Annotated in this window: 24 protein-coding genes; 11 read left to right on the top strand and 13 right to left on the bottom strand. The window is 66.2% G+C overall.

Annotated elements, in window-relative coordinates; genetic code table 11:
- Positions 1–9: 9 nt before the first annotated feature.
- Positions 10–327 carry an I78 family peptidase inhibitor gene (locus MC381_RS10120; protein ID WP_251977633.1) on the bottom strand — a complete coding sequence of 106 codons (318 nt, stop codon included), beginning with the start codon at positions 325–327 and terminating at the stop codon, positions 10–12.
- A 274-nt stretch (positions 328–601) separates the two neighbouring features.
- Between MC381_RS10120 and osmF the strand changes: the two genes are divergently transcribed.
- Genes osmF through MC381_RS10100 form a run of 4 tightly spaced genes read left to right on the top strand, consistent with a single transcriptional unit; the run spans position 602 to position 4,595 of the window.
- Positions 602–1,528, top strand: coding sequence for a glycine betaine ABC transporter substrate-binding protein OsmF (gene osmF, locus MC381_RS10115; protein ID WP_251977632.1), 927 nt, complete (start codon positions 602–604; stop codon positions 1,526–1,528).
- Between the two features lie 7 nt (positions 1,529–1,535).
- The gene (locus MC381_RS10110; RefSeq protein WP_251977631.1) at positions 1,536–2,735 is read left to right on the top strand and encodes an ABC transporter permease; all 1,200 of its coding nucleotides are present in this window, start codon (positions 1,536–1,538) and stop codon (positions 2,733–2,735) included.
- 13 nt (positions 2,736–2,748) lie between these two features.
- The gene (locus MC381_RS10105) at positions 2,749–3,831 is read left to right on the top strand and encodes an ABC transporter ATP-binding protein (RefSeq protein ID WP_251977630.1); all 1,083 of its coding nucleotides are present in this window, start codon (positions 2,749–2,751) and stop codon (positions 3,829–3,831) included.
- A complete protein-coding gene (locus tag MC381_RS10100; protein WP_335342014.1) occupies positions 3,828–4,595 on the top strand; it encodes an ABC transporter permease in 768 nt (255 codons plus the stop codon). Before MC381_RS10105 ends, MC381_RS10100 begins: the two co-directional genes overlap by 4 nt.
- Before the next feature lie 157 nt (positions 4,596–4,752).
- Here the strand turns inward: MC381_RS10100 and MC381_RS10095 are convergent, their stop codons facing one another.
- The 6 genes from MC381_RS10095 to MC381_RS10070 all read right to left on the bottom strand — a co-directional run bounded on the left by MC381_RS10095 (position 4,753) and on the right by MC381_RS10070 (position 10,099).
- Complete coding sequence (locus MC381_RS10095) at positions 4,753–5,049, bottom strand: MarR family transcriptional regulator (protein ID WP_251977629.1); 297 nt, start codon at positions 5,047–5,049, stop codon at positions 4,753–4,755.
- Entirely contained in the window at positions 5,042–7,390 is a 2,349-nt protein-coding gene (locus MC381_RS10090) for an FdhF/YdeP family oxidoreductase (protein WP_251977628.1), read from the bottom strand. Before MC381_RS10090 ends, MC381_RS10095 begins: the two co-directional genes overlap by 8 nt.
- 115 nt (positions 7,391–7,505) lie before the next feature.
- Positions 7,506–8,357, bottom strand: coding sequence for a formate/nitrite transporter family protein (locus tag MC381_RS10085; RefSeq protein ID WP_251977627.1), 852 nt, complete (start codon positions 8,355–8,357; stop codon positions 7,506–7,508).
- 238 nt (positions 8,358–8,595) lie between these two features.
- Complete coding sequence (locus MC381_RS10080; RefSeq protein WP_251977626.1) at positions 8,596–9,402, bottom strand: formate dehydrogenase accessory sulfurtransferase FdhD; 807 nt, start codon at positions 9,400–9,402, stop codon at positions 8,596–8,598.
- 328 nt (positions 9,403–9,730) lie between these two features.
- Entirely contained in the window at positions 9,731–9,862 is a 132-nt protein-coding gene (locus MC381_RS10075; protein WP_251977625.1) for an entericidin A/B family lipoprotein, read from the bottom strand.
- Positions 9,863–9,970: 108 nt separating this feature from the next.
- Positions 9,971–10,099 carry an entericidin A/B family lipoprotein gene (locus MC381_RS10070; RefSeq protein WP_251977624.1) on the bottom strand — a complete coding sequence of 43 codons (129 nt, stop codon included), beginning with the start codon at positions 10,097–10,099 and terminating at the stop codon, positions 9,971–9,973.
- Between the two features lie 204 nt (positions 10,100–10,303).
- Here MC381_RS10070 and MC381_RS10065 point away from each other — a divergent pair, with 204 nt between their 5' ends.
- Positions 10,304–10,729 (top strand): HIT domain-containing protein, encoded by a 426-nt coding sequence (locus tag MC381_RS10065; RefSeq protein ID WP_251977623.1) that lies wholly within the window; start codon positions 10,304–10,306, stop codon positions 10,727–10,729.
- Between the two features lie 25 nt (positions 10,730–10,754).
- Here MC381_RS10065 and MC381_RS10060 read toward each other — a convergent pair whose 3' ends face one another.
- Genes MC381_RS10060 through MC381_RS10045 form a run of 4 tightly spaced genes read right to left on the bottom strand, consistent with a single transcriptional unit; the run spans position 10,755 to position 13,550 of the window.
- Positions 10,755–11,849 carry a nickel/cobalt transporter gene (locus tag MC381_RS10060; RefSeq protein WP_251977622.1) on the bottom strand — a complete coding sequence of 365 codons (1,095 nt, stop codon included), beginning with the start codon at positions 11,847–11,849 and terminating at the stop codon, positions 10,755–10,757.
- Positions 11,837–12,514, bottom strand: coding sequence for a DUF1007 family protein (locus tag MC381_RS10055; protein WP_251977621.1), 678 nt, complete (start codon positions 12,512–12,514; stop codon positions 11,837–11,839). The genes MC381_RS10060 and MC381_RS10055 overlap by 13 nt, the downstream gene beginning before the upstream one ends.
- Positions 12,511–12,954 (bottom strand): hypothetical protein, encoded by a 444-nt coding sequence (locus MC381_RS10050; protein ID WP_251977620.1) that lies wholly within the window; start codon positions 12,952–12,954, stop codon positions 12,511–12,513. The genes MC381_RS10055 and MC381_RS10050 overlap by 4 nt, the downstream gene beginning before the upstream one ends.
- Positions 12,951–13,550, bottom strand: a complete 600-nt coding sequence (locus tag MC381_RS10045) for a hypothetical protein (protein ID WP_251977619.1) — start codon at positions 13,548–13,550, stop codon at positions 12,951–12,953. Before MC381_RS10045 ends, MC381_RS10050 begins: the two co-directional genes overlap by 4 nt.
- Positions 13,551–13,738: 188 nt before the next feature.
- Here MC381_RS10045 and MC381_RS10040 point away from each other — a divergent pair, with 188 nt between their 5' ends.
- The 4 genes from MC381_RS10040 to MC381_RS10025 all read left to right on the top strand — a co-directional run bounded on the left by MC381_RS10040 (position 13,739) and on the right by MC381_RS10025 (position 18,926).
- On the top strand, positions 13,739–14,875 hold the full coding sequence (locus MC381_RS10040; RefSeq protein ID WP_251977618.1) for a glycerate kinase: 1,137 nt from the start codon (positions 13,739–13,741) through the stop codon (positions 14,873–14,875).
- Between the two features lie 337 nt (positions 14,876–15,212).
- The gene (locus MC381_RS10035) at positions 15,213–15,686 is read left to right on the top strand and encodes a Dps family protein (RefSeq protein WP_251977617.1); all 474 of its coding nucleotides are present in this window, start codon (positions 15,213–15,215) and stop codon (positions 15,684–15,686) included.
- Positions 15,687–15,906: 220 nt separating this feature from the next.
- A complete protein-coding gene (locus MC381_RS10030) occupies positions 15,907–17,295 on the top strand; it encodes a methyl-accepting chemotaxis protein (protein ID WP_251977616.1) in 1,389 nt (462 codons plus the stop codon).
- Positions 17,292–18,926 (top strand): chemotaxis protein CheW, encoded by a 1,635-nt coding sequence (locus MC381_RS10025; protein WP_251977615.1) that lies wholly within the window; start codon positions 17,292–17,294, stop codon positions 18,924–18,926. Before MC381_RS10030 ends, MC381_RS10025 begins: the two co-directional genes overlap by 4 nt.
- Here MC381_RS10025 and MC381_RS10020 read toward each other — a convergent pair.
- Positions 18,911–20,395, bottom strand: a complete 1,485-nt coding sequence (locus MC381_RS10020; RefSeq protein ID WP_251977614.1) for a DNA recombination protein RmuC — start codon at positions 20,393–20,395, stop codon at positions 18,911–18,913. The two genes, MC381_RS10025 and MC381_RS10020, sit on opposite strands and share 16 nt — an antisense overlap.
- Before the next feature lie 251 nt (positions 20,396–20,646).
- Between MC381_RS10020 and MC381_RS10015 the strand changes: the two genes are divergently transcribed.
- Entirely contained in the window at positions 20,647–21,210 is a 564-nt protein-coding gene (locus MC381_RS10015; RefSeq protein WP_251977613.1) for a type 1 glutamine amidotransferase domain-containing protein, read from the top strand.
- A gap of 150 nt (positions 21,211–21,360) precedes the next feature.
- A complete protein-coding gene (locus tag MC381_RS10010; RefSeq protein WP_374708169.1) occupies positions 21,361–22,527 on the top strand; it encodes an App1 family protein phosphatidate phosphatase in 1,167 nt (388 codons plus the stop codon).
- Positions 22,528–22,687: 160 nt separating this feature from the next.
- On the opposite strand, the gene MC381_RS10005 is transcribed toward MC381_RS10010, so the two are convergent.
- Entirely contained in the window at positions 22,688–23,074 is a 387-nt protein-coding gene (locus MC381_RS10005; protein WP_251977612.1) for a tautomerase family protein, read from the bottom strand.
- Between the last annotated feature and the right edge of the window lie 109 nt (positions 23,075–23,183).

Here is a 23,183-nt window from a genome sequence, read left to right as displayed (position 1 = left end):
GCCAGTCGATTAACCGCAGGACAGGTCAGTGATGGTACGCTCGTCGTCGAGACGAATATTCAGGCGTTCCGCTTGGTAGTCCATGGTGTACGCCTTGCCCGGCTCCATCACGCGAAGCGTCGCCGCGCGAGAGCGATGGGCGATCGTCTGCTGCAGCGTGTCGGTCAAGGTTTCGCCCTCCAGACTGCCGACCGCCTGCGCCCCGCAGGGGTCCTCGGGCACCGACTGCACATCGGGCGGTTTCGGCGCATCGTCGGGCTTCGGCGCCGTACTGCAGCCCGCCAGCATCAGACCGGCCACGAGCCATGCCGCTCCGTGAATCTTCATTCCACTCTCCTTGTTCGATGATCTGTCGGTGTCTGCAAGACTAGCAGTTTGCACGCGTCTCGACACCGGCTGGCCGCCCGGCCGACCGGCCGCTAGACTCAGGGCAGGCACGCGTCTCTTCGAGGCCTGAATCCGCCGCTTCGGGGGCGTCAATCCGACTGTCTCGGAGGTCGGGAGCTGCCCATCGCCGAAGCCCGGGACAGGGCCGGCCACCGCACGCAGCGTGCCCACGCGCGTGAATCATCAACAGGAACCGTCGCCAAGGAACGCTCGCATGCGCCACTCTCTCATCGCTTCGCTTGCCGCCGTCACGCTCACCCTGGGTGCCGCCGGCCAGGCTGGTGCCCAGAGCCACGAGGACCCGATCCGCGTCGCCTCCAAGATCGACACCGAAGGTTCGCTGCTCGGCAACATGATCGTCGACGTCCTAGAGAATGCCGGCCTCGACGTCGATAGTCGGCTGCAGCTCGGACCGACCAATATCGTGCGTCAGGCCCTGCTCTCCGGCGACATCGACCTCTATCCGGAATATACCGGCAATGGCGCGTTCTTCACCGATACCGCCGACGATCCGGCGTGGAAGGATGCCGACGAGGGCTACGCCAGCATTCGCGACGCCGACCAGGCCAATGGCCTTGTCTGGCTGACGCCGGCGCCGGCCAACAACACCTGGGCGATCGCTCTGCGTCAGGACGTGGCGGAAGACAACGACCTCGCCAGCATGGCCGATTTCGGCGAGTGGGTGAGCGACGGCGGCGAGGTCAAGCTGGCCGCCTCGGCGGAGTTCGTGGAGAGCGACGCGGCACTGCCGAGCTTTCAGCGCGCCTATGACTTCACGCTGAACGAAGACCAGCTGCTGGTCCTCTCGGGCGGCAACACCGCCGCGACCATTCGCGCGGCGGCGGAAGGCACCAGCGGCACCAACGCAGCGATGGTCTACGGCACCGATGGCGCGATTGCCGCGGCCGGGCTGCAGGTCATGGATGACCCGCAGGGCGTGCAGATGGTCTACGCACCGGCACCGGTCGTGCGTCAGGCCACGCTCGACGCCCACCCGGAGATCGCGGATCTGCTTGCGCCCGTATTCGAATCACTCGATCGGGAGACGCTGCAGACGCTGAACGGTCGCATTCAGGTCGATGGTCTGCCTGCGGATCAGGTCGCTCACGACTATCTGGTCGAGCAGGGGCTGCTCGACTGAGTCGTCCATGCATGAAACCGCCGTCGCTACCGATCGCCCCGGCGTGATCGGCAACCGCGTCCTGCTGACGCTGACGCTCGCCGCGCTCGCCAGCCTGGCGCTATTGCCCTTCGCCGCCATGGCCCCCAACCGTCTGGTCTCAGGCCAGTCGGTCATGGTCTGGCAGGCGCTCGTCGGGTGGCAGCTCGCCGCCTTGCTGCTGCTGCTCGCCATGCTGCTGGTGGCGGCCCTCTCTCGTCCTTTCGGGCCGCGGGCCGCCAGCAGCCTGGCACTGTGCGTCCCGCCGGTCCTGCTGGCGCTCGATCTCTTCGCGCTCGGCGACTATGCCCATCGTGCTCTGGCCGACGCCTCGCCTGCCGCGCGCGTCTCTCAAGGGGCCACCTTCTGGGTGCTGCTACTGGTCGCGGCACTGATCGCGATCGATGCCTGGCAGCGTCTGCGCCTTGGCGCCGCCGCACGAGCCGGCTATCTCGGCGTCGGGCTGGCGATCATCGTCGCCTGTTTCGCCAGCGATCTGCTGTCGCCGCTGTCGATCATGCGCGAGTTCGCCAATCAGCACGGCAACTTCATCGACCAGCTGATCCGCCATTTGCAGCTGGTGTTCGGCGCACTGCTGCCGGCACTGCTGATCGGCCTGCCGCTGGGGCTCCTGGTACACCGCCAGACGCGGGCGCGCAATGTCCTGTTCAGCGTGCTCAACGTGTTCCAGACACTGCCCTCGATCGCCGTATTCGGTCTGCTGATCGCGCCGCTCGCGGCGCTGGGCAACGCCGTGCCCTGGCTGGGAGCACTGGGCGTAGGCGGTATCGGCGTAGCGCCGGCGATCATCGCGCTGGTGATCTACTCGCTGCTGCCGATCGTGCGCAACACCTATACCGGGCTAGCCGGCGTCCCACCTGCCACGCGTGAAGCGGCACGTGGCATGGGCATGACTGCGCGGCAGATCCTGTGGCGCGTGGAGCTGCCATTGGCGCTACCGGTCATTCTTTCCGGCCTGCGTATCGTGACGGTGCAGGCGATCGGGCTAGTGGTGGTGGCCGCCCTGATCGGGGCGGGCGGCTTCGGTGCCTTCATTTTTCAGGGGCTCGGCCAGTACGCCATCGACCTGGTACTGCTGGGCGCGATCCCGACCATCGTGCTCGCCGTGATCGCCGACTTCCTGCTGCAACTGCTGGTGAGTCTTAGCCAACCCCCGGGCGCCCGATGACCAGGAGCCTTTGATGATTGAACTTCAGGGACTGACCAAGACCTACGCCGGCAAGCGCGTTGTCGACGAGATTTCGTTGACGCTCGACAGCGGAGAATTCGGCGTCCTGATTGGCCCCTCCGGCTGCGGCAAGTCGACCACGCTGAAGATGATCAATCGACTCATTCCGCTCAGCGGCGGCCGCATTCTGCTCAACGGCGAGGATATCGCCACCCTGCCCGTCGAACAGCTGCGCCGCCGGATCGGCTACGCCATCCAGTCCACCGGTCTCTTCCCCCACTGGCGCGTGGCACAAAACATCGCCACGGTGCCGCAGCTGCTCAAGTGGCCCAAATCGCGCATCGACGACCGCGTCGACGAACTGATGACGCTGTTCCATCTCGAGCCTGCCGAGTTCCGCGACAAGTACCCGCATCAGCTCTCCGGCGGCCAGGCGCAGCGCGTCGGCGTCGCCCGTGCACTGGCTGCCGATCCGGAAGTGCTGTTGATGGACGAACCCTTCGGCGCGGTCGACCCGCTCACCCGGGAGGTGCTGCAGGCGGAGATGCGACGCGTCCATCGGCAGACCGGCAAGACGATCGTCTTCGTCACGCACGACATGGATGAGGCCCTCAAGCTCGCCACCCGCATCGCGCTGCTCGATCGCGGGCGACTGGTGCAGTACGACCGCCCCATCGAACTGATGGTCGAGCCTGCCAACGATTTCGTGCGCGAATTCATCGGCGAGGCCGATCTCGGCCTCAAGCTGCTCTCGCGGCGCTGGGTGCATCAGTATCAGCGCCCGCCGCAGCTCGGCGCCGAAGGCGCGGGCGACGACGCGCTCTCCGCCACCAGCCACCGCTGGCAGTGCGACGCCGACGGTCGCCCGCTCGCGCTGGCCGGCGCCCGGCTAGACGACGCGCAACGCGTGACCGAGGTCACGCCCGCCTGGACGGCCACCGCGGACATGAGCATGAAGGAAGCGCTATCGCGCATGGTCTGGTATCGCGTCACAGTGCTGCCGGTGGTCGACGCTGATGGCCGGCTGGTGGCCGAAATCGGCATGGCCGGCATCATGGGGCTCGCCGCCCCTCCGGCCACGGGAGACAACGCGTGACGCCTGCCACCTCGAACCGGCAAGGCTGGCGACAACGCGCCAGCGGCCGTGTCGTGCTCCCCTTCATGACCTTGCTGCTGATCGCCCTGACGCTCGGCATGGCACAGCTCGAACCGCTTTTCCGGGCACTGTTTCCGGATCTCGGCAACCCGCTCTACGCCCGCGACAGCTTTCTCAACCTGATGCTGGCGCATATCGGCCTGGTCCTGGTGTCGTCGCTGATCTCGGTGACGGTCGGCATCATTGCGGGGCTGTTCGTCACGCGCCCGGCGGGGCGCGAGTTCGAACCGATGGTCTCCTCGCTGGCAGCCATTGGCCAGACCTTTCCACCCGCGGCGGTACTCGCCATCGCCGTGCCGCTGGCCGGCTTCGGCTTCGCGCCGACGATCATCGCCCTGTCGCTCTACGGTCTGCTGCCGGTAGTGCAGAACACCATCGCTGGGCTTGGCACCGTGCCCCAGGCCACACTCGAGGCGGCGCGCGGCAACGGCATGAGCCGCTGGCAGATCCTGCGCCGAGTGGAGCTGCCGCTGGCCATGCGCGTGATCATCGCCGGCATCCGCGTCTCGGTGATCATCAACATCGGCACCGCCACGATCGGTTCCACCGTCGGCGCCAAGAGCCTCGGCACGCCGCTGATCGCCGGGCTGGTCGGCAACAATCTGGCCTACGTGACCCAGGGCGCCCTGCTGGTGGGCTTACTGGCGATCGTCACCGATCTGACGTTCGAACGCCTGGAGCGACGTTTCAGCTTCGGCGGCTAGCGCCGACCTTTAGCGACGACCGAAGCCACGGACGTACCGAGTTCGCGGTAAAGCGGTAACGGGAAAACGGCAACGGGAAAGCGGTGGAGAGGTGTCGGAATAGCGTTGGAGAGGTGATGGAACAGCGGTGACGCGGTGACGCGAGAGAGGCGCGCGGCTAGGCCGGAACGACCAGCGTCAGGCGCAGTGCCGGGCTGGCGCCGCCGGCGGGCACGGCGGCAACGAAACCGGCCGCTTCGAGATCCGCCGCGGCGCGACGAACCAGCGCGTGCTCGATGCCGAGCTTTCGCGACAGCAATGACGTCGTGACGCCGCGCGCGTCACGGCCCTCCCCGAACTGACGCACCGCCAGCAGCACCAGGGCCGCCAGCGGTTCAAGATCGGGATGCGAGGCCTGCAGCGCCGCGAGCTGGCGCTGCAGGTCTTCGCTCTCGGTGTCGTCCCGATCAGGCAAGCCGGGTGCTCGCCTCGAGCTTGACCGCGATCGACTTGGAGGCCGGGGTGTGGCTGAAGTCGCCCTTGTGATCGAGCGGAATCAGCGGGTTGGTTTCCGGATAGTAGGCCGCGGCACAGCCGGTCGGGGTGTCGTAGGGCACGATCTTGAAGCCGTTGACGCGGCGCGTGACGCCATCTTCCGACTCGCCGACCAGATCGACCCACTGACCCGCCTCGAAGCCGAGACGCGCGATGTCGTCACGGTTCAGAAAGATCACCTGACGCCCGTTCTCGATGCCGCGATAGCGATCGTTGTAGCCGTACACCGTGGTGTTGTACTGGTCGTGCGAACGCATCGTCTGCAGCGTCAGCCACCCGTCGCGCGAACTCAAGCGCTGGTGCATCACCTCCTCCGGCAGCTCAGCGTCGGAGAACTCCGCCTTGCCGCTCGCGGTCGGGAAGCGCAGCTCGTAGGCCGGGTTGACCAGCCAGAAGCCACGCGGCTGACGCACGCGCTCGTTGAAGTCGCGGAAACCGGGAATGACGTCGGCGATATGGTCGCGGATGACGTCATAGTCCTCACGCAGCGCCGCCCAGTCGACCTCGTTCCCGACCTGCGAATCGTCGGCAAACAACCGCTCGGCGATACCGGTGAGGATCGAGATCTCCGAACGCAGCGACTTGTCCGCCGGCTTGTTGATACCAGCGGAGCCGTGAACCATGCTCATCGAATCCTCGACCGTAATCAGCTGCGACTTGCCGGCAGCATTGCGATCGATCTCGGCACGCCCGATGCACGGCAGGATCAGCGCCTGATCGCCGGTCACCAGGTGGCTGCGGTTGAGCTTGGTGCTGATGAACGCGGTGAGGCGGCAGTTGGCCATCGCCTTCTCGGTCACGCCACTGTCGGAAATGGCACGGGTGAAGTTCCCGGCCAGCCCGATGAATACCTTGCCCGGCTGGTCGCGCATCGCCTCGACCGCGGCGACGGAGTCGACCCCGTGTTCGCGCGGCATGGCGCGGCCGTACTTGGCCTCGAGCGAATCCAGCAGCGCCTTGGAGGGCTTCTCGTAGATGCCCATGGTGCGGTCGCCCTGGACATTCGAGTGGCCGCGCACCGGCGAGGTGCCGGCGCCCGGCTTGCCCAGGTTGCCGCGCATCATCAGCAGGTTGACGATCTCGCGTACGGTCGGCACCGAGTGCTTGTGCTGGGTGATGCCCATGGCCCAGCAGGCGATGGTCGCCTTGGAGCGCGCGTACAGCTCGGCGGCCTGCTCCATCTCGTCGCGGCTCAAGCCGGATTGCGCTTCCAGCGTTGCCCAGTCGGTCGCTTCGACGCGCGCGCGGTAGGCGTCCATGTGCACCGTGTGCTTGGCCATGAACGCATAGTCGAGCACGTCTTCGCCGGCCGCGTCGCGGGCGAACAGCGCCTTTGCCATGCCCCGCACCACCGCCATGTCGCCGCCCAGCTTGGGGCGGAAGTAGTGGCTGCTGATGCGATGGCTACCGTTGTGCATCATCTCGAGCGCTTTCTGCGGATCGGCGAACTTCTCGAGACCGCGCTCCTTCAGGGTATTGAAGGTAACGATGGTCGCGCCGCGCTCGGCCGCTTCACGCAGCACGCCGAGCATGCGCGGATGGTTGGTGCCGGGGTTCTGGCCAAAGACGAAGATCGCCTCCGCCTTCTCGAAATCCTCCAGCCGCGCGCTGCCCTTGCCGATACCCAGTGCCGCATTGAGCGCCACACCGCTCGCCTCGTGACACATGTTGGAGCAGTCCGGCAGGTTGTTGGTGCCGAAGAAGCGCGCCAGCAGCTGAAAGACGTAGGCGGATTCGTTACCGGCCTTGCCGGAGGTGTAGAAGATGCCGTCATCCGGCGACGGCAGTGCCTTGAGCTCGGCTGCGATCAGGTCCAGCGCCGCATCCCAGCCGATCGGCTCGTAGTGATCGGTCTCGGCGTTATAGCGCATCGGCTCGACCAGCCGGCCCTGGTCCTCGAGACGATAATCGTCCCAGGTCTTGAGCTCGCTGACGCTGTGCTTGGCGAAGAAGTCGCGCGTCACGCGCTTCGCCGTCAGCTCCCAGGTCACGGCCTTGACGCCGTTCTCGCAGAATTCGAACGACGAGCCGTGCTCCGGATCGCCCCAGGCACAGCCGGGGCAGTCGAAACCGTCGGGCTGGTTGAGCTTGAACAGCGAACGCGCATTGATGCCGGCCGCCTTGCTGTGCAGCAGATGCTTACCGACCGACTTCAGCGCGCCCCAGCCACCGGCGGGATTATGATATTCGTAAACCTTAGGATCCTGTTCGGAGACCGGCCACGCGTTGGTCTGGCCCGATTCCTGCGTTGACTGAGACATGCTGACTCCCGAATACGTCAAAGACGATGACCGTCGTCACTCGCGATCCGCGAGGTGCCGATCATCGTCGTCTATTACCTAGTGTCTGGAAAGATGGCGCGGCTTGACCGGCCGATCAAGCCGTCTCGGCCTGCCGAACCCGGCTCGCCGCCACGCTGGCCTCACCCTGCGACGCCTGAGCCTGCGCGACAGCGGCCGCCGCTGTCGCCGGACGATAGGCGAGATGGTACGCCAGACCGACGAAGAGTGCGCCACCCACGGCGTTGCCGAGGAAGACGGCGACGAAATTGGGCAAGTACTCGGCCCAGGTCACGCCGCCGGCGAAGATCGCGGCCGGGACCACGAACATGTTGGCGACCACGTGCTGAAAACCGATCGCCACGAACGCCATGACCGGGAACCAGATGCCGAAGATCTTGCCGGCCACGTCCTTGCTCGCGAAGCCGAGCCAGACCGCCAGGCAGACCAGCCAGTTGCAGCCGATCGCCGACACGAAGGCGTGACCGAAGTCGGCGGCCACCTTGTGCTGAGCGATCGTGACGGTCGTGGCCAGGAAGTTGCCCTCGGTGAGGCCGAGGTAGTGACCGAAGAAGTAGGCCACGGCAACACTGCCGACGAAGTTGGAGATCGTCACCAGCACCCAGTTCTTGATCAGGGCGGCGACGCCGATCTGACGCGAAAACAGCGCCATCGGCAGCGTCATCATGTTGCCGGTCAACAGCTCGCCGCCGGCGATCAGCGTCAAGACCAGACCGATCGGAAAGACGGATGCGCCGATGAAGGTGCGAAGCCCGCCCCACTCTGCCGGCATGGTGCCGGTCACGCGGATGTCGAGAAGAAAGCCGGTGGCGATGAAGGCGCCAGCGAGAAAGCCCAGGACAAGGAGCGGTACGAGGGGCGTCTGGGTTTTCTTGTAGCCGGCGGAAACGACCTGAAGGGCCGTTTCCTGAGGAGAATTGAAGGACATGGCACGTCTCTGCTGTGGCGGATCAAAACACGCGTTCGCGATGGAAGCGCGAGAACTGGCTCGCGATATGTAACCGTGTGTCACAGTGACGCAGGATATCATGCCAAAAATCGATTCGCATGCTTATTGCAAGCGCTAAACCAAAATCCTGCCATGGCAACGCTCGGCTTCTGCCTGCTCGAGCGCAGCATCGCCTTGGCAATACACGACCAATCGCCCCCGGCAGATCGAATCCACGCTAGCAGTCGCCACGACTCAACAGCTCCAGCCGCTTGCCACGATGGCAGTTGATCAACGTCAGATTGCAGTGGCGTGCCACGTCCACGGCCAACGTCGAGGGATAGGAGAGTGTCGCCAGCACGGGGATACGCGCCCGTACGCTCTTCTGTACCAGCTCGAGGCTGCAGCGGCTCGAGGTCATCACGATATCGGGCATGCCGGCGCCGCCCAGGCTGTCGCCGATCACCTTGTCGAGGGCATTATGGCGGCCGATATCCTGCCCGAGCGAACGCAGCGAACCGTCCGCCGCCAGCCCCAGTGCCAGGTGCATGCCGGTAGCACTGCGTGCGCGCAGCGTCTCCAACCCCGCGGTGATCGCCGCGGCTGTCGGCAAGGATGACGTCGGTAACCGAGTGAGGCCGAACAGTAGCTGGGACTCCTCCTGCACGCCGCAGGCACCGCAACCGCTGGTCGACAGCGTCGCCCGGGACTGGCTCTCGGCACGTCGGGCGATACGCGGCGCGACCGCCAGTCGAACCCGGAAACCATGGCGGCTCGGCGCGATCTCGATCTGCTCGACATCATCGGCGCGATCGATCACGCCTTCACTGAAGGCGAACCCCAGCGCCAGCGATTCCAGCTGATCCGGCGTGGCCAGAAGCGTGGCGTAAGCGGTGTCGTTGAAGACGATGGAGATAGGCGACTCGCGCGGGCCGGGCATGGCATCCAGCGCGAGCGTGCTCGCCTCCTCGAGTTCCAGCAACGGGCCATCGGCCGTGGCTGGCGATGGCGATACGGACGGCGAACGGGAAGATGATGCAGACATGTTGGACTCCCTATCCCGCCGTCGCGTGTGGGCCTTCCCGGGCGGGTCCCGGGGCGCTCGGCGGGCGTATCACGATAGCACGCTCGCGCAGGTCTCAGGCAGCTGGCTGCGGCTGGAAGGAGCTGGAGTCACACGAGGGGGCAGGGACGGCACGCGGCACGATACGTTGTTGAAGAAACGATATGTTGGTAGGCAAAACGACACGTTGATAGGCGAAACGATACGTTGGTAAGCGAAACCGTACGCAGGGTGGGATAAAGCTAAAACCGCGTCAGCGCGCGTCAGGCATCGCGCGCCCGGCCCACGAGCGGGGCCGGGCGTCGAGGTATCAGCTAGCGGCGTCCTGCACCGCTTCACCGCCTTCCTCGATATCCTGACCGGCACCGCCGACGGTATTGCAACCTGCCAGGGCACCTGCGCCGAAGAGCGCGAGCAGCGTCAAAGCAATCAAACGTTTCATATTATCGTCCTCCTTAACGTTTATGACTCCAGCCGCAGCCGGAGAAGCCGCGCTGTCGGCGACCTGAATTCACCATAGCAGAGTGGTGCAAGATTGCCCGCGAATCGCTCAACTGGCCGCGTTCTGTATCTTCTCGCCGCCGCGCTCGATGTCCTCGCCCAACCCGTGCATGGTGTTGCACGCACTCAACGTCACCAGCAGGCCGATCAGGGCCAGCCACCGCCATCCTGCTTTCATCGGGAAATCTCCGTAGGGATGCCGCCCGGTACGCTATCTCCGGCGGCTCAGCGCGTATCCTAACACCGGCGGCGCTCGCGCCAGTCGGTTCGCGCGAGCTTGACCACATTTTTCCGTTATTCGGCCGGCGGCCGAAGCGCCACTATCGACCGCCCGCAGGCGGCGACGTAGAGTGGCGGCTCGCCCTTCCCGACCGGAGTCACCATGTCGACCTTCACGCTCGATTCCCGCCTGCAGCAGGACAGCATCCCCGTCGCCGATCTTCACCTGTGCCAGCTCCGGCTGAGTCGCGACGCCCGCTACCCCTGGGCCATCCTGATTCCGCGTCGCCCGCAGATCAGCGAGATCTACGACCTGCCCGCCGACGAGCAGACCCTGCTGTGGCAGGAAGCGACCCAGCTCGGCGAAGCGATGATGCGCCACTTCGGCGGTGACAAGCTCAACATCGCCACGCTCGGCAATCTCGTGCCGCAGTGCCACCTGCATGTGGTCGTGCGCTTTCGCACCGATGATGCCTGGCCCGGCCCGATCTGGGGTCACGGCAGCGCCGAGGCCTACGAGGAAGGCGCCAGCGAGGCCCGCTGCGAGACGCTACGCCGATTGGCGCAGGAAGCCGGGCTGACCGAATGACGACTGAAGCCGTGATGGCAGCAACCTAGTCGCGCCGAGCACCAAAAGGGCTCGGCGTCGGTGTCGCGGTCTGTATCGAAGGCGTCCCCAACAGCGGCGGTGCGCCACTCTCGCCACGCTGCCACCAGGCCAGCGTCAAGGAGAGTCCCAGCGTCAGGATGAGCGCACCTCCGGCCAGACCGAACCAGGCCTGCCAGGGCCGGCCAGCGGCGCGCGTGCCGAGGTGACGCTTGACCCACTCCCGCGCCAGCACGCTGAGCAGCGCCAACGCGGAGACGGTCAGGGCCGTGCCCAGCGACATCGCCATGACCGCCACCACGCCCTTGAAAAACTGATCCAGCAGTGCCGCCGCACCCAGCAGCAGAACGCCCCCGCTGCACGGGCGAATACCGATCGAGAAGACGGTCAACAACGCCGTGCGCCAGTCGCCCGCCGTCTGCGGGTCGATATGGTGGTCGTGACCGCAGCCACAACCCGCCGCCGGCGGTGACGAAGGCTCCGGGCGCACGCCAAACCCGGCGGCCCGCCCGGCGTGGGCCGCGACCATCGCGGACCCAGGCGTTACCTGCCCCACGCTCGAGGAAGCCGCGGCTCGACGCGACGGATGGCGATAAGCGCGGAAGAGCCGCAGCAGCGAGCGGCCGCAGAGCCAGGCACCGACCAGCGAGACCACCATGAAGCTGGCCAGTTCGGCGTGCTGTACGCTGCCCATCGCTTCTCGCGTCAACCAGCCGAAACCGAAGACCAGCACGGCGACCAGCAGGATCGCCGTCACGCCCTGCAGCAGCGACGCCAGCAGCGAAAGCCCCAGTGCCCGGCGCCAGGCGCCACCCTGCGAGGCCAGATAAGTGCTCAGCACCACCTTGCCATGACCGGGGCCCGCGGCATGAAACACGCCGTAGCCGAAGCTGACGCCCAGCAGGACGCTCCACGTCGTCACGCCCGGCGCCCGGTTGATCGCGCCGACGGCGTCGACCAGCGCGTGATAGAGGCGCCCTTGCCAGAGCACCACCTGCATGCCGATCTGCTGCCACTCGCGCGCAACCAGCCAGATCAGACCGGCCAGTACCACGCCGCCGACCAATGACCAGCCGATCCGCGAACGGATCAGCCCGGACACGTGATCGCCCCCGTCTCGGCGAAGAAGCGCCCCAGGTTCGGCTCGCCCTGCTCGGTGCGATCGAGCATCGCGGCTTCCATCACCTTGGCAGGGTCCGGATCGGCCTTGGCGATATGCGTCGTGCAGCCCGCCGGCGCATCGTCGAGCGTCAGCGCTTCCGGCAACGGCTGCGAGCCATCCTCATTGGCCTCGTGCACCATCTCGATATAGTAGGTCGAGTCGAAGATTCGGTAGTGCAGGGTGTGCCCGGCCATCGGCTGCGGCTCGGCCAGCGGCAACACGAAGCTGAAGATCAGGCGATCGTCGCGGTACTCGGTGTTGGTATCGTCGACCGCGGCCTGCGCCACCGGCTCACCGTCACGCGTGATATGAGTTAGGTTGTCCTGCGTGGCCAGGTTGTTGCGGATCTCCAGGCCGAGCGCATCGAGCCGCTCCGCCATCGAGCTATCGCCCGCCACCCGCGACATGTCCTCCATCACCACCTGACTGTAGAACGGGTCCATGCGCCAGCGCTGGCGCAGTGCCGTCAGGTTGCCCTGCGCATCGAACAGCCCCTCGACGCTGATATCCACCCAGCCGTGGGGATGTGCCTCGGCGTTCGAGGTCGTCACCAGCAGCCCGCCCAGTCCCAGCGCAGCGCCGGCAATCAATGAAGCGAATCTCAAGGCACTGCCCCCAGCCGTTGCTGCACGTCGATGAATAAGGGATCGAGCTCGACCGCGCCCAACGGCTGACCGCCGCGTCGCCCGCTCAGGGTCAGATAGGTATCGCCGTTGCGCAGCACCAGGCCGGGCGGCACGGTGTCACCACTGCTGACTTCGGCATGAATCTCGTAGCCGGAACGGGAGGCCTGGACGGCATCGATCTGCGCCAGGTCGCTGTCGGCGTGGCGAATGACGAAGCCGCGCTCGGCGAGCATGGCCAGTGTCGCTCGCAGCGTCGCGTCCGGCGCCGACGTCAGCGAGATGCTGCGCGGCTGGTCCTCGGGCACCACGGCGCAGCCGGCGAACAGCGCCATGGTCAACACGAGCAGGCCGGCACCGAGACGCTGCCCGGCGAGCAGGCTTCTCGGGATGCCAATTGACTTGGCCCTCCACTGGTTCATGGCGTTTCCCCGGTCGTCGCTGGCGTGGCACGGTTCAGCCGCTGGGCGATGTCATCGCGCAACGACTCGCAGAAGGTCGGCTGGTTGTAGGCGCGCGCATCGATCAGATAACCGTCGTAGTCGACCACCACGGAGTCGCGGTCCACCAGCGTGGTCGTGTCCGGCGTGACCACCGAGACGCGCTCGATCTGCACCGGATCGGTGTTGTAACCGCCACCGAAGCCCTGAATCATGCCGATCGAATAGCCGTGGCGCCCGCCCAGGCCGAAGCCGCCCCAGAACCCGGTGCGCCCGTACGGGCTGTTGACGGCCCCAAGGCCCGGCTGGCGGGTGCGGCGTTCTGCGCTGACCAGACCCAGACTGGCATCGGTATCGAGGATCTCGTAGCCGCGGCTCTCGAGCGCATCGCGGGTGGCGCGCAGCCGCGCGAGCGACTCGCCCTCCGCGTTCCAGCGGCAGGCCGCCGGCAGCGTATCCGCACCAGCCGGGGCCGTGGGTTCCGGCATCGTTTGGCAACCGCCAAGCAGGCCCATACCGATACCCAGCCCCATCAGCAGGGGCGTACGGGGCACGAGCCGACCTCGAGAGTCGTTCATGGCGTCATCCTCGCGAGCGATTACGAACAGTGTTCAGGATGCCATCGACCCTGCGACCGGTCCATGAACTTTCCCTTCACTCCGCCCCAGTCGTCGTGCCCGCTTCACCGCCGTCATCGACAAGCGGTATGCTCGAGCCCTACCCGCGACGACACCGCGATCCGCGCGATCACCCAGCCGAGGATGCCATGAACATCGTCATTGCCCCCGACAGCTTCAAGGATGCCCTTTCCGCCCGCGACGCGGCGGCCGCCATTGCCGACGGCCTGCGCCGCGAGCTGCCGGAGGCGGCGCTGCACCCGTGCCCGATGGGCGACGGCGGCGAAGGCACGCTGGATGCGCTGATCGCGGCCACCGGCGCCGAGCGCCGTGAAGCCCGCGTGCAGGACGCCCTGGGCCGGCCGATCACCGCCGCCTGGGGCTGGCTCGCTGACTCGCGCACCGCCTTCATCGAACTCGCCGAGGCCAGCGGACTGCAGCAGATCGCGCGCGACGAACGCACGGCCCTGCACAGCACCACCCACGGCGTCGGCGAACTGATCATCGCCGCGCTCGACGCCGGCGCGGAGACGCTCCTGCTGACACTCGGCGGCAGCGCGACCAACGATGCCGGTGCCGGCATGCTGAGCGCCCTCGGCGCGCGGCTGCTGGACGCCGAGGGCCAGCCGTTGCCGCCGGGCGGCAGCGCCCTGGCCGATCTCGCCACGCTCGATCTATCGGCGCTCGATCGCCGCCTTGCTTCGCTGACGGTCCAGACCGCCGTCGACGTCGACAACCCGCTACTCGGCGCCAAGGGCGCCAGCGCCATCTTTGGCCCGCAGAAAGGCGCCTCGCCCGCCGAGGTCGCGCAGCTGGATCACGCCCTGGCCCACTTCGCGGATCATGTCGCGCGCCAGCTGGGCGAGGATTTCCGCGACCTCGCCGGTGCCGGCGCCGCCGGCGGCATGGGCTTCGCCGCGCGCGCCTTCCTCGGCGCCTCGCTGCGCCCCGGCATTGAACTGGTGATGGATCAGGTCGGCTTCGACAGGCTGCTGGCCGATGCCGACTGGGTCATTACCGGGGAGGGCCAGCTCGATGGCCAGAGTCTCGCCGGCAAGACGCCGATCGGCATCGCTCGCCGGGCCGCGCGGCACGGCGTGCCCACGGTCGTGCTGGCCGGCCGCCTCGGCGACGACTGGCAGGCCGCCTTCGACCACGATGTCACCGCCGCCTTCGCCCTCGCCGACGGCCCGCTCTCGCTGGACGACGCCCTGGCGCGCTGCGGCGAGCTGCTGGCCGACCGGGCCCGCACGCTGGCCCGTCTCTGGCAGATCGGCAGCGCCTGACGGACGCCCATGGCAGGTTGGTCGCACCTGACCAGGCGCCACCCGGATGGGCGACCTGTCCACGCGAGACGCATCATGGGTGCGTCAGCCTGCCTCGTCACGCCCCCTTGTGTTACTCGCTGCCGGCCCCGATATTCCTGTCAGGCGCGATGCTCATCTCTCGGGCGAAACCCGACGCGAAACCCGGAAGGGGCACCGCGATCCGTCGAACGGCAACGATCCTTCGGCGGCAGCCATCAGTAATAGACAGATACTATCTGTGCCATACCGACGCTTCGGTGGGCACTATCGATGCGCCAAGCTAGACTAACGTCCAGCTACTTCAAGGAGAGATCGCATGTCTGACACCAACGCCATTGGTCTGCACGCCTCCAGCGCCGCACAGCTCGCGGAGAAACTGAACGCCCTGCTGGCTAACTACCAGATCTTCTACATGAACGCCCGCGGCTATCACTGGAACGTGAAAGGCGAGCAGTTCTTCGAGCTTCACGCCAAGTTCGAGGAGATCTATACCGACCTGCTGACCAAGGTCGACGAAGTCGCCGAACGCATCCTGACGCTCGGCTACCAGCCGCTGCACGCCTACAGCGACTACGTCACGGTTTCCGAGATTCAGGAAGACAAGCAAGTTGCCGATGGCAAACAGTGCGTTCAGGGGCTGGTGAAAGGCTTTCAGGTGCTGATCGAACTGCAGCGCGACATCCTCTCTCAGGCCAGCGATGCCGACGACGAAGGCACCGCCTCGCTCGCCAGCGACTATATCCGCGAGCAGGAAAAGACTGTCTGGATGCTCAACGCCTACCTGGGCTGAGCTGGGGCGGCGAAAACCGACCTCGACGACCTCGATAATGCCGCCCCAAGGGGCGGCATTGTCCGTTCTGGTGGCTTATTCAGCTATATCAATCCTAAGTATAACTTGAAGCCCTTGGGTTAATGTAATATCTTGTAACGGCGTCGCATCGGAAATGGGATGATGTACTGATACCGTACTAGGGACCGAGCGACTCCTTCATCACACCAGAGACTTTCTTATGTCGCTCGTTTCCGATTCGTCCGGTGTTCGCACCGAGGCGCCTGCGGTCGATGTACCGCTGAATGCCCTGTGGAATGCCATCAACCGCTCCCAGGCCGTAATCGAGTTCGATCTCGAAGGCCACGTGCTGACGGCCAACGACCACTTCCTGTGTGCCGTGGGCTACGAGCTCAAGGAGATTCAGGGCCAACACCACGCCCTCTTTTGCCCGCCAGCGGTGGCGGACAGTGCCGACTACCGCGACTTCTGGCAGCGCCTGCGGCGTGGCGAATTCCTGTCCGGCGAATTCCACCGCCGCGACAAGTCAGGGCGTGACCTCTGGCTGCAGGCCACCTACAACCCGGTGCTCGACGACAACGGCCAGCCGTACAAGGTCATCAAGTTCGCGCTCGATATCACCGCCGAAAAACAGCGCACCGCCGAGTTCGAAAGCCAGATCAACGCCATCGACCGCGCCCAGGCCGTGATCGAATTCGACCTCAAGGGCAATATCCTGGCGGCCAATCGCAACTTCCTGGACACCATGGGCTATCAGGCTGACGACGTGATCGGGCATCACCATCGCCTGTTCTGCGAGCCCGACTACATCACCACCCGAGACTATCGCGATTTCTGGCTGGCGCTGGCGCGAGGCGAGTTCTTTACCGGCCGCTTCGTGCGGGTGGGCAACCACGGCCGCCGCGTCTGGATACAGGCGACCTACAACCCCATCCTCGATCTCGAAGGCAAGCCCTACAAGGTGGTCAAGTTCGCCACCGATATCACCGAGCAGGTCGAGCTGGAACAGGCGATCGAAGCGCGCGCCGAAGCCATGAGCGTCTCCCTGGCCGAGCTGAATGCCTCGATCGCCGCGGTCGCCGAGCACACCGACATCACCCGCCGGCTGGCGCAGGATACCCAGCGCGAGGCGGAACGCGGCACCCAGGCACTGGACGACTCGGGCGAGGCAATGCGGGCGATTCAGAAGTCGTCTGAAGATATCGACGAGATCGTGCAGGTCATCGGCGAGATCGCGTCGCAGACCAACCTGCTCGCCTTCAACGCCGCGATCGAAGCGGCGCGCGCAGGCGAACACGGGCTCGGCTTTTCGGTGGTCGCCGACGAGGTGCGCAAGCTGGCCGAGAAGTCCGCCGATGCCACCCGCCAGATCAATCGCCTGCTGGGTGAATCGATCAAGCGGATCGAAAGCGGCAATCGCATCTCGCAGCGCGCGGTGGACGCCTTTGGCCGTATCGTCGAGGGTGTCGCGCAGACCACGCACTCGATCCAGGAAATTGCCGATACCGCCGCCGGTCAGTTGGCCACGGCAAACCACGTCGACTCGCTGATCCGGGAACTGGCGCACGTCACGCACCACGATAGCGACAACGGTCTGCCCACCCCATGAACCGACTGACGCTGGGCGTACTGCGTGTCGGCGATACCGAACTGGCGCTCGAGGCCGATGCCCTGCGCGAAGTGATCCGCACCGACACGCCGTTGGCGCCGCTGCCGTTGGCGCCGGCGTGGTCGCTGGGTTCTCTGCTGGTGCGTGGCCAGCCGCTGCCGGCGATCGATCTCGGCCGGCTACTCGCGCTACCCGCCTCGGTCGCCGCCGACGCCGATCCCGACACCGTGGGCAATCTGATGGCGATCCTCCAGCATCGCGGGCGGCGCATCGCCATGCGCGTCTCGGCGGTGACCGATGTGCTGAGCGTGACCCCGGCACAGCTGCACGATCTGGACAGCGGCCATCATCGGCATGCGCTGATCCCCCAGACGGTGACTCACGAGTCACTTGACCGGCCTGCCTACCGGCTGGATCTGGAAGCCCTTTTCGCCCTCGACGGCATGGCCGCCGTTCACGACGTGCCGAGTGCGCCACCGGAAGCGCCGCGCGCGGCGACCGAGACGACCGAGACAACCGAGACAACCGAGACAACCGAGACAACCAAGACAACCGAGCCGCCGGCAGACACCAGCTGGCTGCACATCGAATGCGAGCGGCTTCCGCTGGCCGTGGCGACAGAAGCCGTGCAGGAAGTCGCCCGCTGCGGCGCGCTCACCCCACCGTCGCTGACCGTGCCGGGCTATCTGGGTGAAGTCTCGCTGCACGCCGCGACATTGCCGCTGTTCGATCCGCGCGTATTGATCGGCCTGCCCGCACGCCGGGAGCCGCCGTCGCATCTGGTCGTCATCACCGGCGATCGCGGGCGCGTCGCGCTCGCCGTCGACCGTGTGATCGCGCTTGGCGCATCGGCCGACGGGCAGCGCCAGCCGCTGGCCCCCGGCGCCCCCTACTCCGAGCTCGTCGTCGGCACGCTAGGCACTCGCGGCAACGGTGCCGAGACACTGATCCTCGCCGCCGACCGGCTGCTGGACCTGGCCGACGTCGACGCGCTCGCCCGTCTGCACCAGGCGTTGAACGCGCAGCCGGCGGCCCGTCGCCAGCGCGAGCGGCAGCGTTTCGCCTTCGTGCACTTCGACTGCGGCACCCCCTACACCGCGCGGCTCGAGACGCTGGCGGGCGTGGAGGCCGCGCCTCGGGAACGCGCACCGACCGCCGATGAAACCTTTCTGGGCACCTGGCGCTGGCACGGGCAGAGCGTGTCGCTGGTCGATCTGGGGCGGCTGCTGGGGCATGCCCCCGCCGGCGACGACGCCCAGCTGCTAATCGCCGACAGTGGCCAGGGGCTGGTCGGGTTTCTCGTCGCGGCCGCACGCGGGATCGAGTACATCGAGGCGCCGGTGGAGAGCCACGTCACCCGCTGGCGAGGCGATGCCAAGCCGGGCGTCGGCGCCGTCGAAGCTGCCAAGCAGCTCGTCGCCATCGGCGAGGGTGACGAACGACGGCTGCTGTCGCTGATCTGTTTACGCACGCTGGCGCGGCATCTTCAGGCAGCGGCGGCTGACCGGACACGCCCCGGTCTCACCGCCGCCGAGCGGGCAACGGCCGGCCGACAGCGCCAGGCTCTCACGTCACCCGCATCATCCGCATCAACTGCATCAACCGCATCGGCCGCCTACCTCGGCGGCTGATCGGGCTTGCTCTCGGCGCCCGCCTCCGCGTTCGTCGTGTCCGTCTCGTCTGCCTCGTCATCCGGATCGACATCACGAGTCAGGTGCGCCGGCAGCTCGCGCTTCATGCGCACGCCAAGCTTGTTAAGCGCCAGCGCCTGGCTGACCAGACTGCCCTGCCCGGTGGAGAGCCGGCCCATCGCCTGGTCAAAGCTGCCCTGGGCACGACCGAGATGCCGCCCGACATCTTCCAGGCTCGTGACAAAGCCCTGGAACTTGTCGAGCAGCTTGCCGGCCCGCTCGGCGATATGGCGCGCGTTCTCGTTCTGGCGCTCGAGATTCCACAGGCTCGACACCGTACGCAGGCTCGCCAGCAGCGTGGTCGGCGTGACCACCACGATGTCGCGGGAAAAGGCGTCCTGAAACAGCGTCTCGTCGTGCTGGAAGGCGACCGCGAAGGCCGGCTCCACGGGCATGAACAGGAACACGAAATCCGGCGAGTGCAGCCCCGGCAGGCGCGGGTAATCCTTCCCGGACAGCGAATCGATATGCGCACGCACCGCCTGGACGTGGGCGCGCAGCGCCTGTTCACGCTCGGCATCGTCCTCCGCGTTGACGTAGCGCACATAGGCGTTGAGCGAGACCTTGGCGTCGACGATCAGATGCTTGTCGTCGGGCAGGTATATCACCGCGTCCGGCCGCTGGCGGCCATTGTCGCCTTCGATGGAGACCTCGCGGCGATACTCGATGTCACGGCGCAGACCGGAGCGTTCGAGCACCGACTCCAGCATCACCTCGCCCCAGTTACCCTGCATCTTCTTGTCGCCCTTGAGCGCGCGGGTCAGGTTGGCGGCCTCTTCGGTGATCTGGCGGTTGAGACTCGCCAGCTGGTCGATCTGCACCTTGAGCGTGGTGCGTTCGCGCAGCTCCTGGCCGTGGATCTCCTCGAGCCGCTGGCGAAAGCCGGAGACCTGCTCGCGAAACGGCTTCAGCAGCGCCTCGAGGCTGTCGCGGCTCTGGGCGCTGTAAGCGCGCTGGCGCTCGTCGAAGATGCGCCCGGCGAGCGACTCGAATTCGTGGCCCATGCGCGTCTTGGCCTGCTCGAGCAGTTCGAGCTGCTCGGCGTGCTGCTGGCTCTGCTGCTCGTGGCGCGTCTCCAGCCGGCCATACTGCTCGCGCAGCGTCGCCAGGCGCTCGTTGAGCGCTCCGAGCTGCTCGTCCCGCGCGCCCAGCTGCCGATTGAGCTCACTATGGCGTTCGCGCAGATCGTCCTGCTGGGCATCGCTCTGGGCCAGCTCGTGCTCGAGTCTCCGCACCTGCGCGTCACTCTCTTCAAGACGCTGCTCGAGACGCTGTGCCAGCGCCGCCTGCTCGCGCCGCGCCCGCCGCCAGCCCGCGACGGCAAACAGCAGCCCGGCCACGGCCACGATTCCCAGGGCGAGCAGCCCCGCATTCATCTGCGACGCCCACTGGCTCGCTTCGCCTTCCATCGCGTTCTCCCCCTTCGCCGCGCGCCGATCTCTGGAGCGCTACCTTCCATCCGTTGCCGCCGCGACGCAAGCCCGGCGCCGGCCGCGCCATCGGAAGCGACCTTCCAGCGGACTCATTAATGGGATTCAGGGTCTCGACCTTGAACTCACCCAAAAGTATCCCAAACTGAAGGGGTAAGGGCGCACGGCGGACCGGGATGGCCCGTCGGCCCTTTGTTCAATACTCGTCACATCAAGACCAGGAGGTCACGATGGCTCAGCAACTCAACGGTAAACGTGTCGCCATTCTCGCCGCCGACGGCTTCGAGGAGTCCGAACTCGCCTCGCCGCGCGCCGCGCTACAGGGTCAGGGTGCCGAAACCCACGTCATCACGCCGGACGGCAAGGGCATTCGCGCCTGGGCGGAAACCGACTGGGGCGAGACCTACGAAGCGGACAAGAGCCTCGACGAGGTGAAGAGTGAGGACTACCACGCGCTGGTGCTCCCGGGCGGCCTGTTCAACCCGGATACCCTGCGTCTCGACGAGAAGGCCCTCACCTTCGTGCGTCATTTCTTCGAAGCGGGCAAGCCGGTGGCTGCGATCTGCCACGCGCCGTGGATTCTGATCAACGCTGGCGTGGTCGAAGGCCGCAAGATGACCTCCGTCGCCTCCGTGGCACAGGATCTGAAGAACGCCGGAGCGACCTGGTTCGACGAATCCGTCGTCGTCGACAGCGGTCTTGTCACCAGCCGCACGCCGAAGGATCTCGACGACTTCAACCGCAAGCTGCTGGAAGAGGTCGCCGAAGGCCGCCACAGCCATCAGCACGCCTGATCGCGCGGCAACTCGTGTCTTGAGCGCCCACCCTCGCGGTGGGCGTTCGCGTTTCCGGGCGATCCTCCCACGCATTCGGGCCGGCGCTTTGCAGAAACGCCGCCGGGTTCCATACTGAACCGGCGTACCCGACATGGATGTTCCCGCCTCGTGCCTCAGTATTCCGACACCACCGCCGATGACTCCGCCTCCGGCTCCCGCTCGCTACCACGCCTGTTCGTCGCCAAGCTGATCCATTTCATCAAGAAGCTGGTACGCCTGTTCATCCGCCCGATGCGCGGCGACAAGGGCCAGGGTGGCGTTATCGTCCACCCCTATCGCGGTTACGGTTCGCACTCGGAAGCGTTCATCATGGGGCGCGTGTTTCGCCAGCCCAAACGCCTGGGGCTGTGGAAACGCGGCGTGATGCGCGACCTGGCCGACGTCGCGCGCCGGCTGGTGCGCCACGGCGTCGCCGATGCCCGCGTCGATATCCGCATGGGCGCGACCCACGCGACCGTCACCACCGACCGTGACGGCTACTTCCACGCCCATATCGAGATCACCCACACCCTGCCGGCGGAAGCGATCTGGCACTCGGTCAAGCTTGAGGTGCTCTCCGAGGATGACGCCATCCTCACCGAAACCGAGATCTACATTCCGCCCGCCAATACCGACCTGATCGTGATCAGCGACATCGACGACACCGTGATGTACACCGGCGTCGCCAACAAGCTGAAGATGCTCTATCGCCTGTTCATGGAAAAAGCCCACCGACGCACCGCCTTCCCCGGCGTCGCGGCTTTCTACCGGGCGCTCTACGGCGGTGTCGAAGGCAATCGCAAGCGGCCCATGCTCTACGTCTCCCGCGGGCCCTGGAGCATCTACGAAGTACTGGAGATGTTCTTCAACATGAACCGTATCCCGGTCGGGCCGATCCTGTTCCTGCGCGAATGGGGGCTGACCCTCAAGCGCCCCTGGCCGCGCAAGGCGGAAGATCACAAGTCGGACGTGATCGAGAACATGCTGGCGCTCTACGACGAACTGCCGTTCATTCTGATCGGCGACAGCGGCCAGCGCGACCCGGAGGTCTACACCGAGATCGTCAAGGCGCACCCGGAACGGGTCCGCGCGATCTATATCCGCAAGGTGGACAACGATCCCTCACGCGACGCCGCCATCGAAGCGCTCGCCCAGGAGGTCAGGCAGGCCGGCTGCGAACTGGTGCTGGCCCGCGACAGCGCCAGCATGGCGGAACACGCGCTGGCGAACGGCTATATCTCGGAAGCGGGATGTCAGGCGGTGCGCGAGGATACGCATCGCCAACAGCAGGAATGAACCGCCGTGGCGGCGCGCGAACACGCTGTCAGGATGACCTTGGCGAGAGCCACCCGCTGCCGGGGCGCTCTGGCCGATAGACCGGGCTCGATGCGGCGTAACGCCAGCGGCAACAGGAGCCGGCGACTCGCCGCGCCGCCGGCACCCATGGATCCCCCGGCTACACCTTGACCGAATACTGGAGATCGCGTGCCTCGTCGCCGGTCATGCCTCGGAAGCCCCAGCAATGGGGCGGCTGCTCCTTGATCGTTATTTCGACATCCACGGGTGATAGGCCAACGACGGACTCGATTGTCTGGAAGAGCGCCTTGATCAGCGCTTTCTGCGTCTCGGGCGTTCGCCCCTGCATCATGTTGATGTCAATGACGGTGTAGGCTGGTGTTCTACCCCCCGGATAATAAAAATCCTCGGCTTCCATCGGGATAAAACGATGAGCCCGCTTGTCTTCCGGCATACCGAGTACGGACTGCATACAACCGTGGATCACCTCGGAGAGCTGAGCCTTGATGGGATTCAGGTGTTCCTTGATGCCATAGATAACGATCACGATGCCTCCTGCAATAGATCACGCTTCCCCAACCGTTGTCGCCTTGCCGCGACCGGTGCCGCAAGCGCCCAGTTAATCGACTGACAAGCGATCATAACGCACCGGTTTT

The organism is Salinicola avicenniae, from assembly GCF_023736115.1.
Classification (GTDB): Bacteria; Pseudomonadota; Gammaproteobacteria; order Pseudomonadales; family Halomonadaceae; genus Salinicola; species Salinicola avicenniae.
The sequence above is the reverse complement of the archived record's forward strand: the minus strand, read 5'-3'. Positions and strand labels throughout refer to the sequence as shown.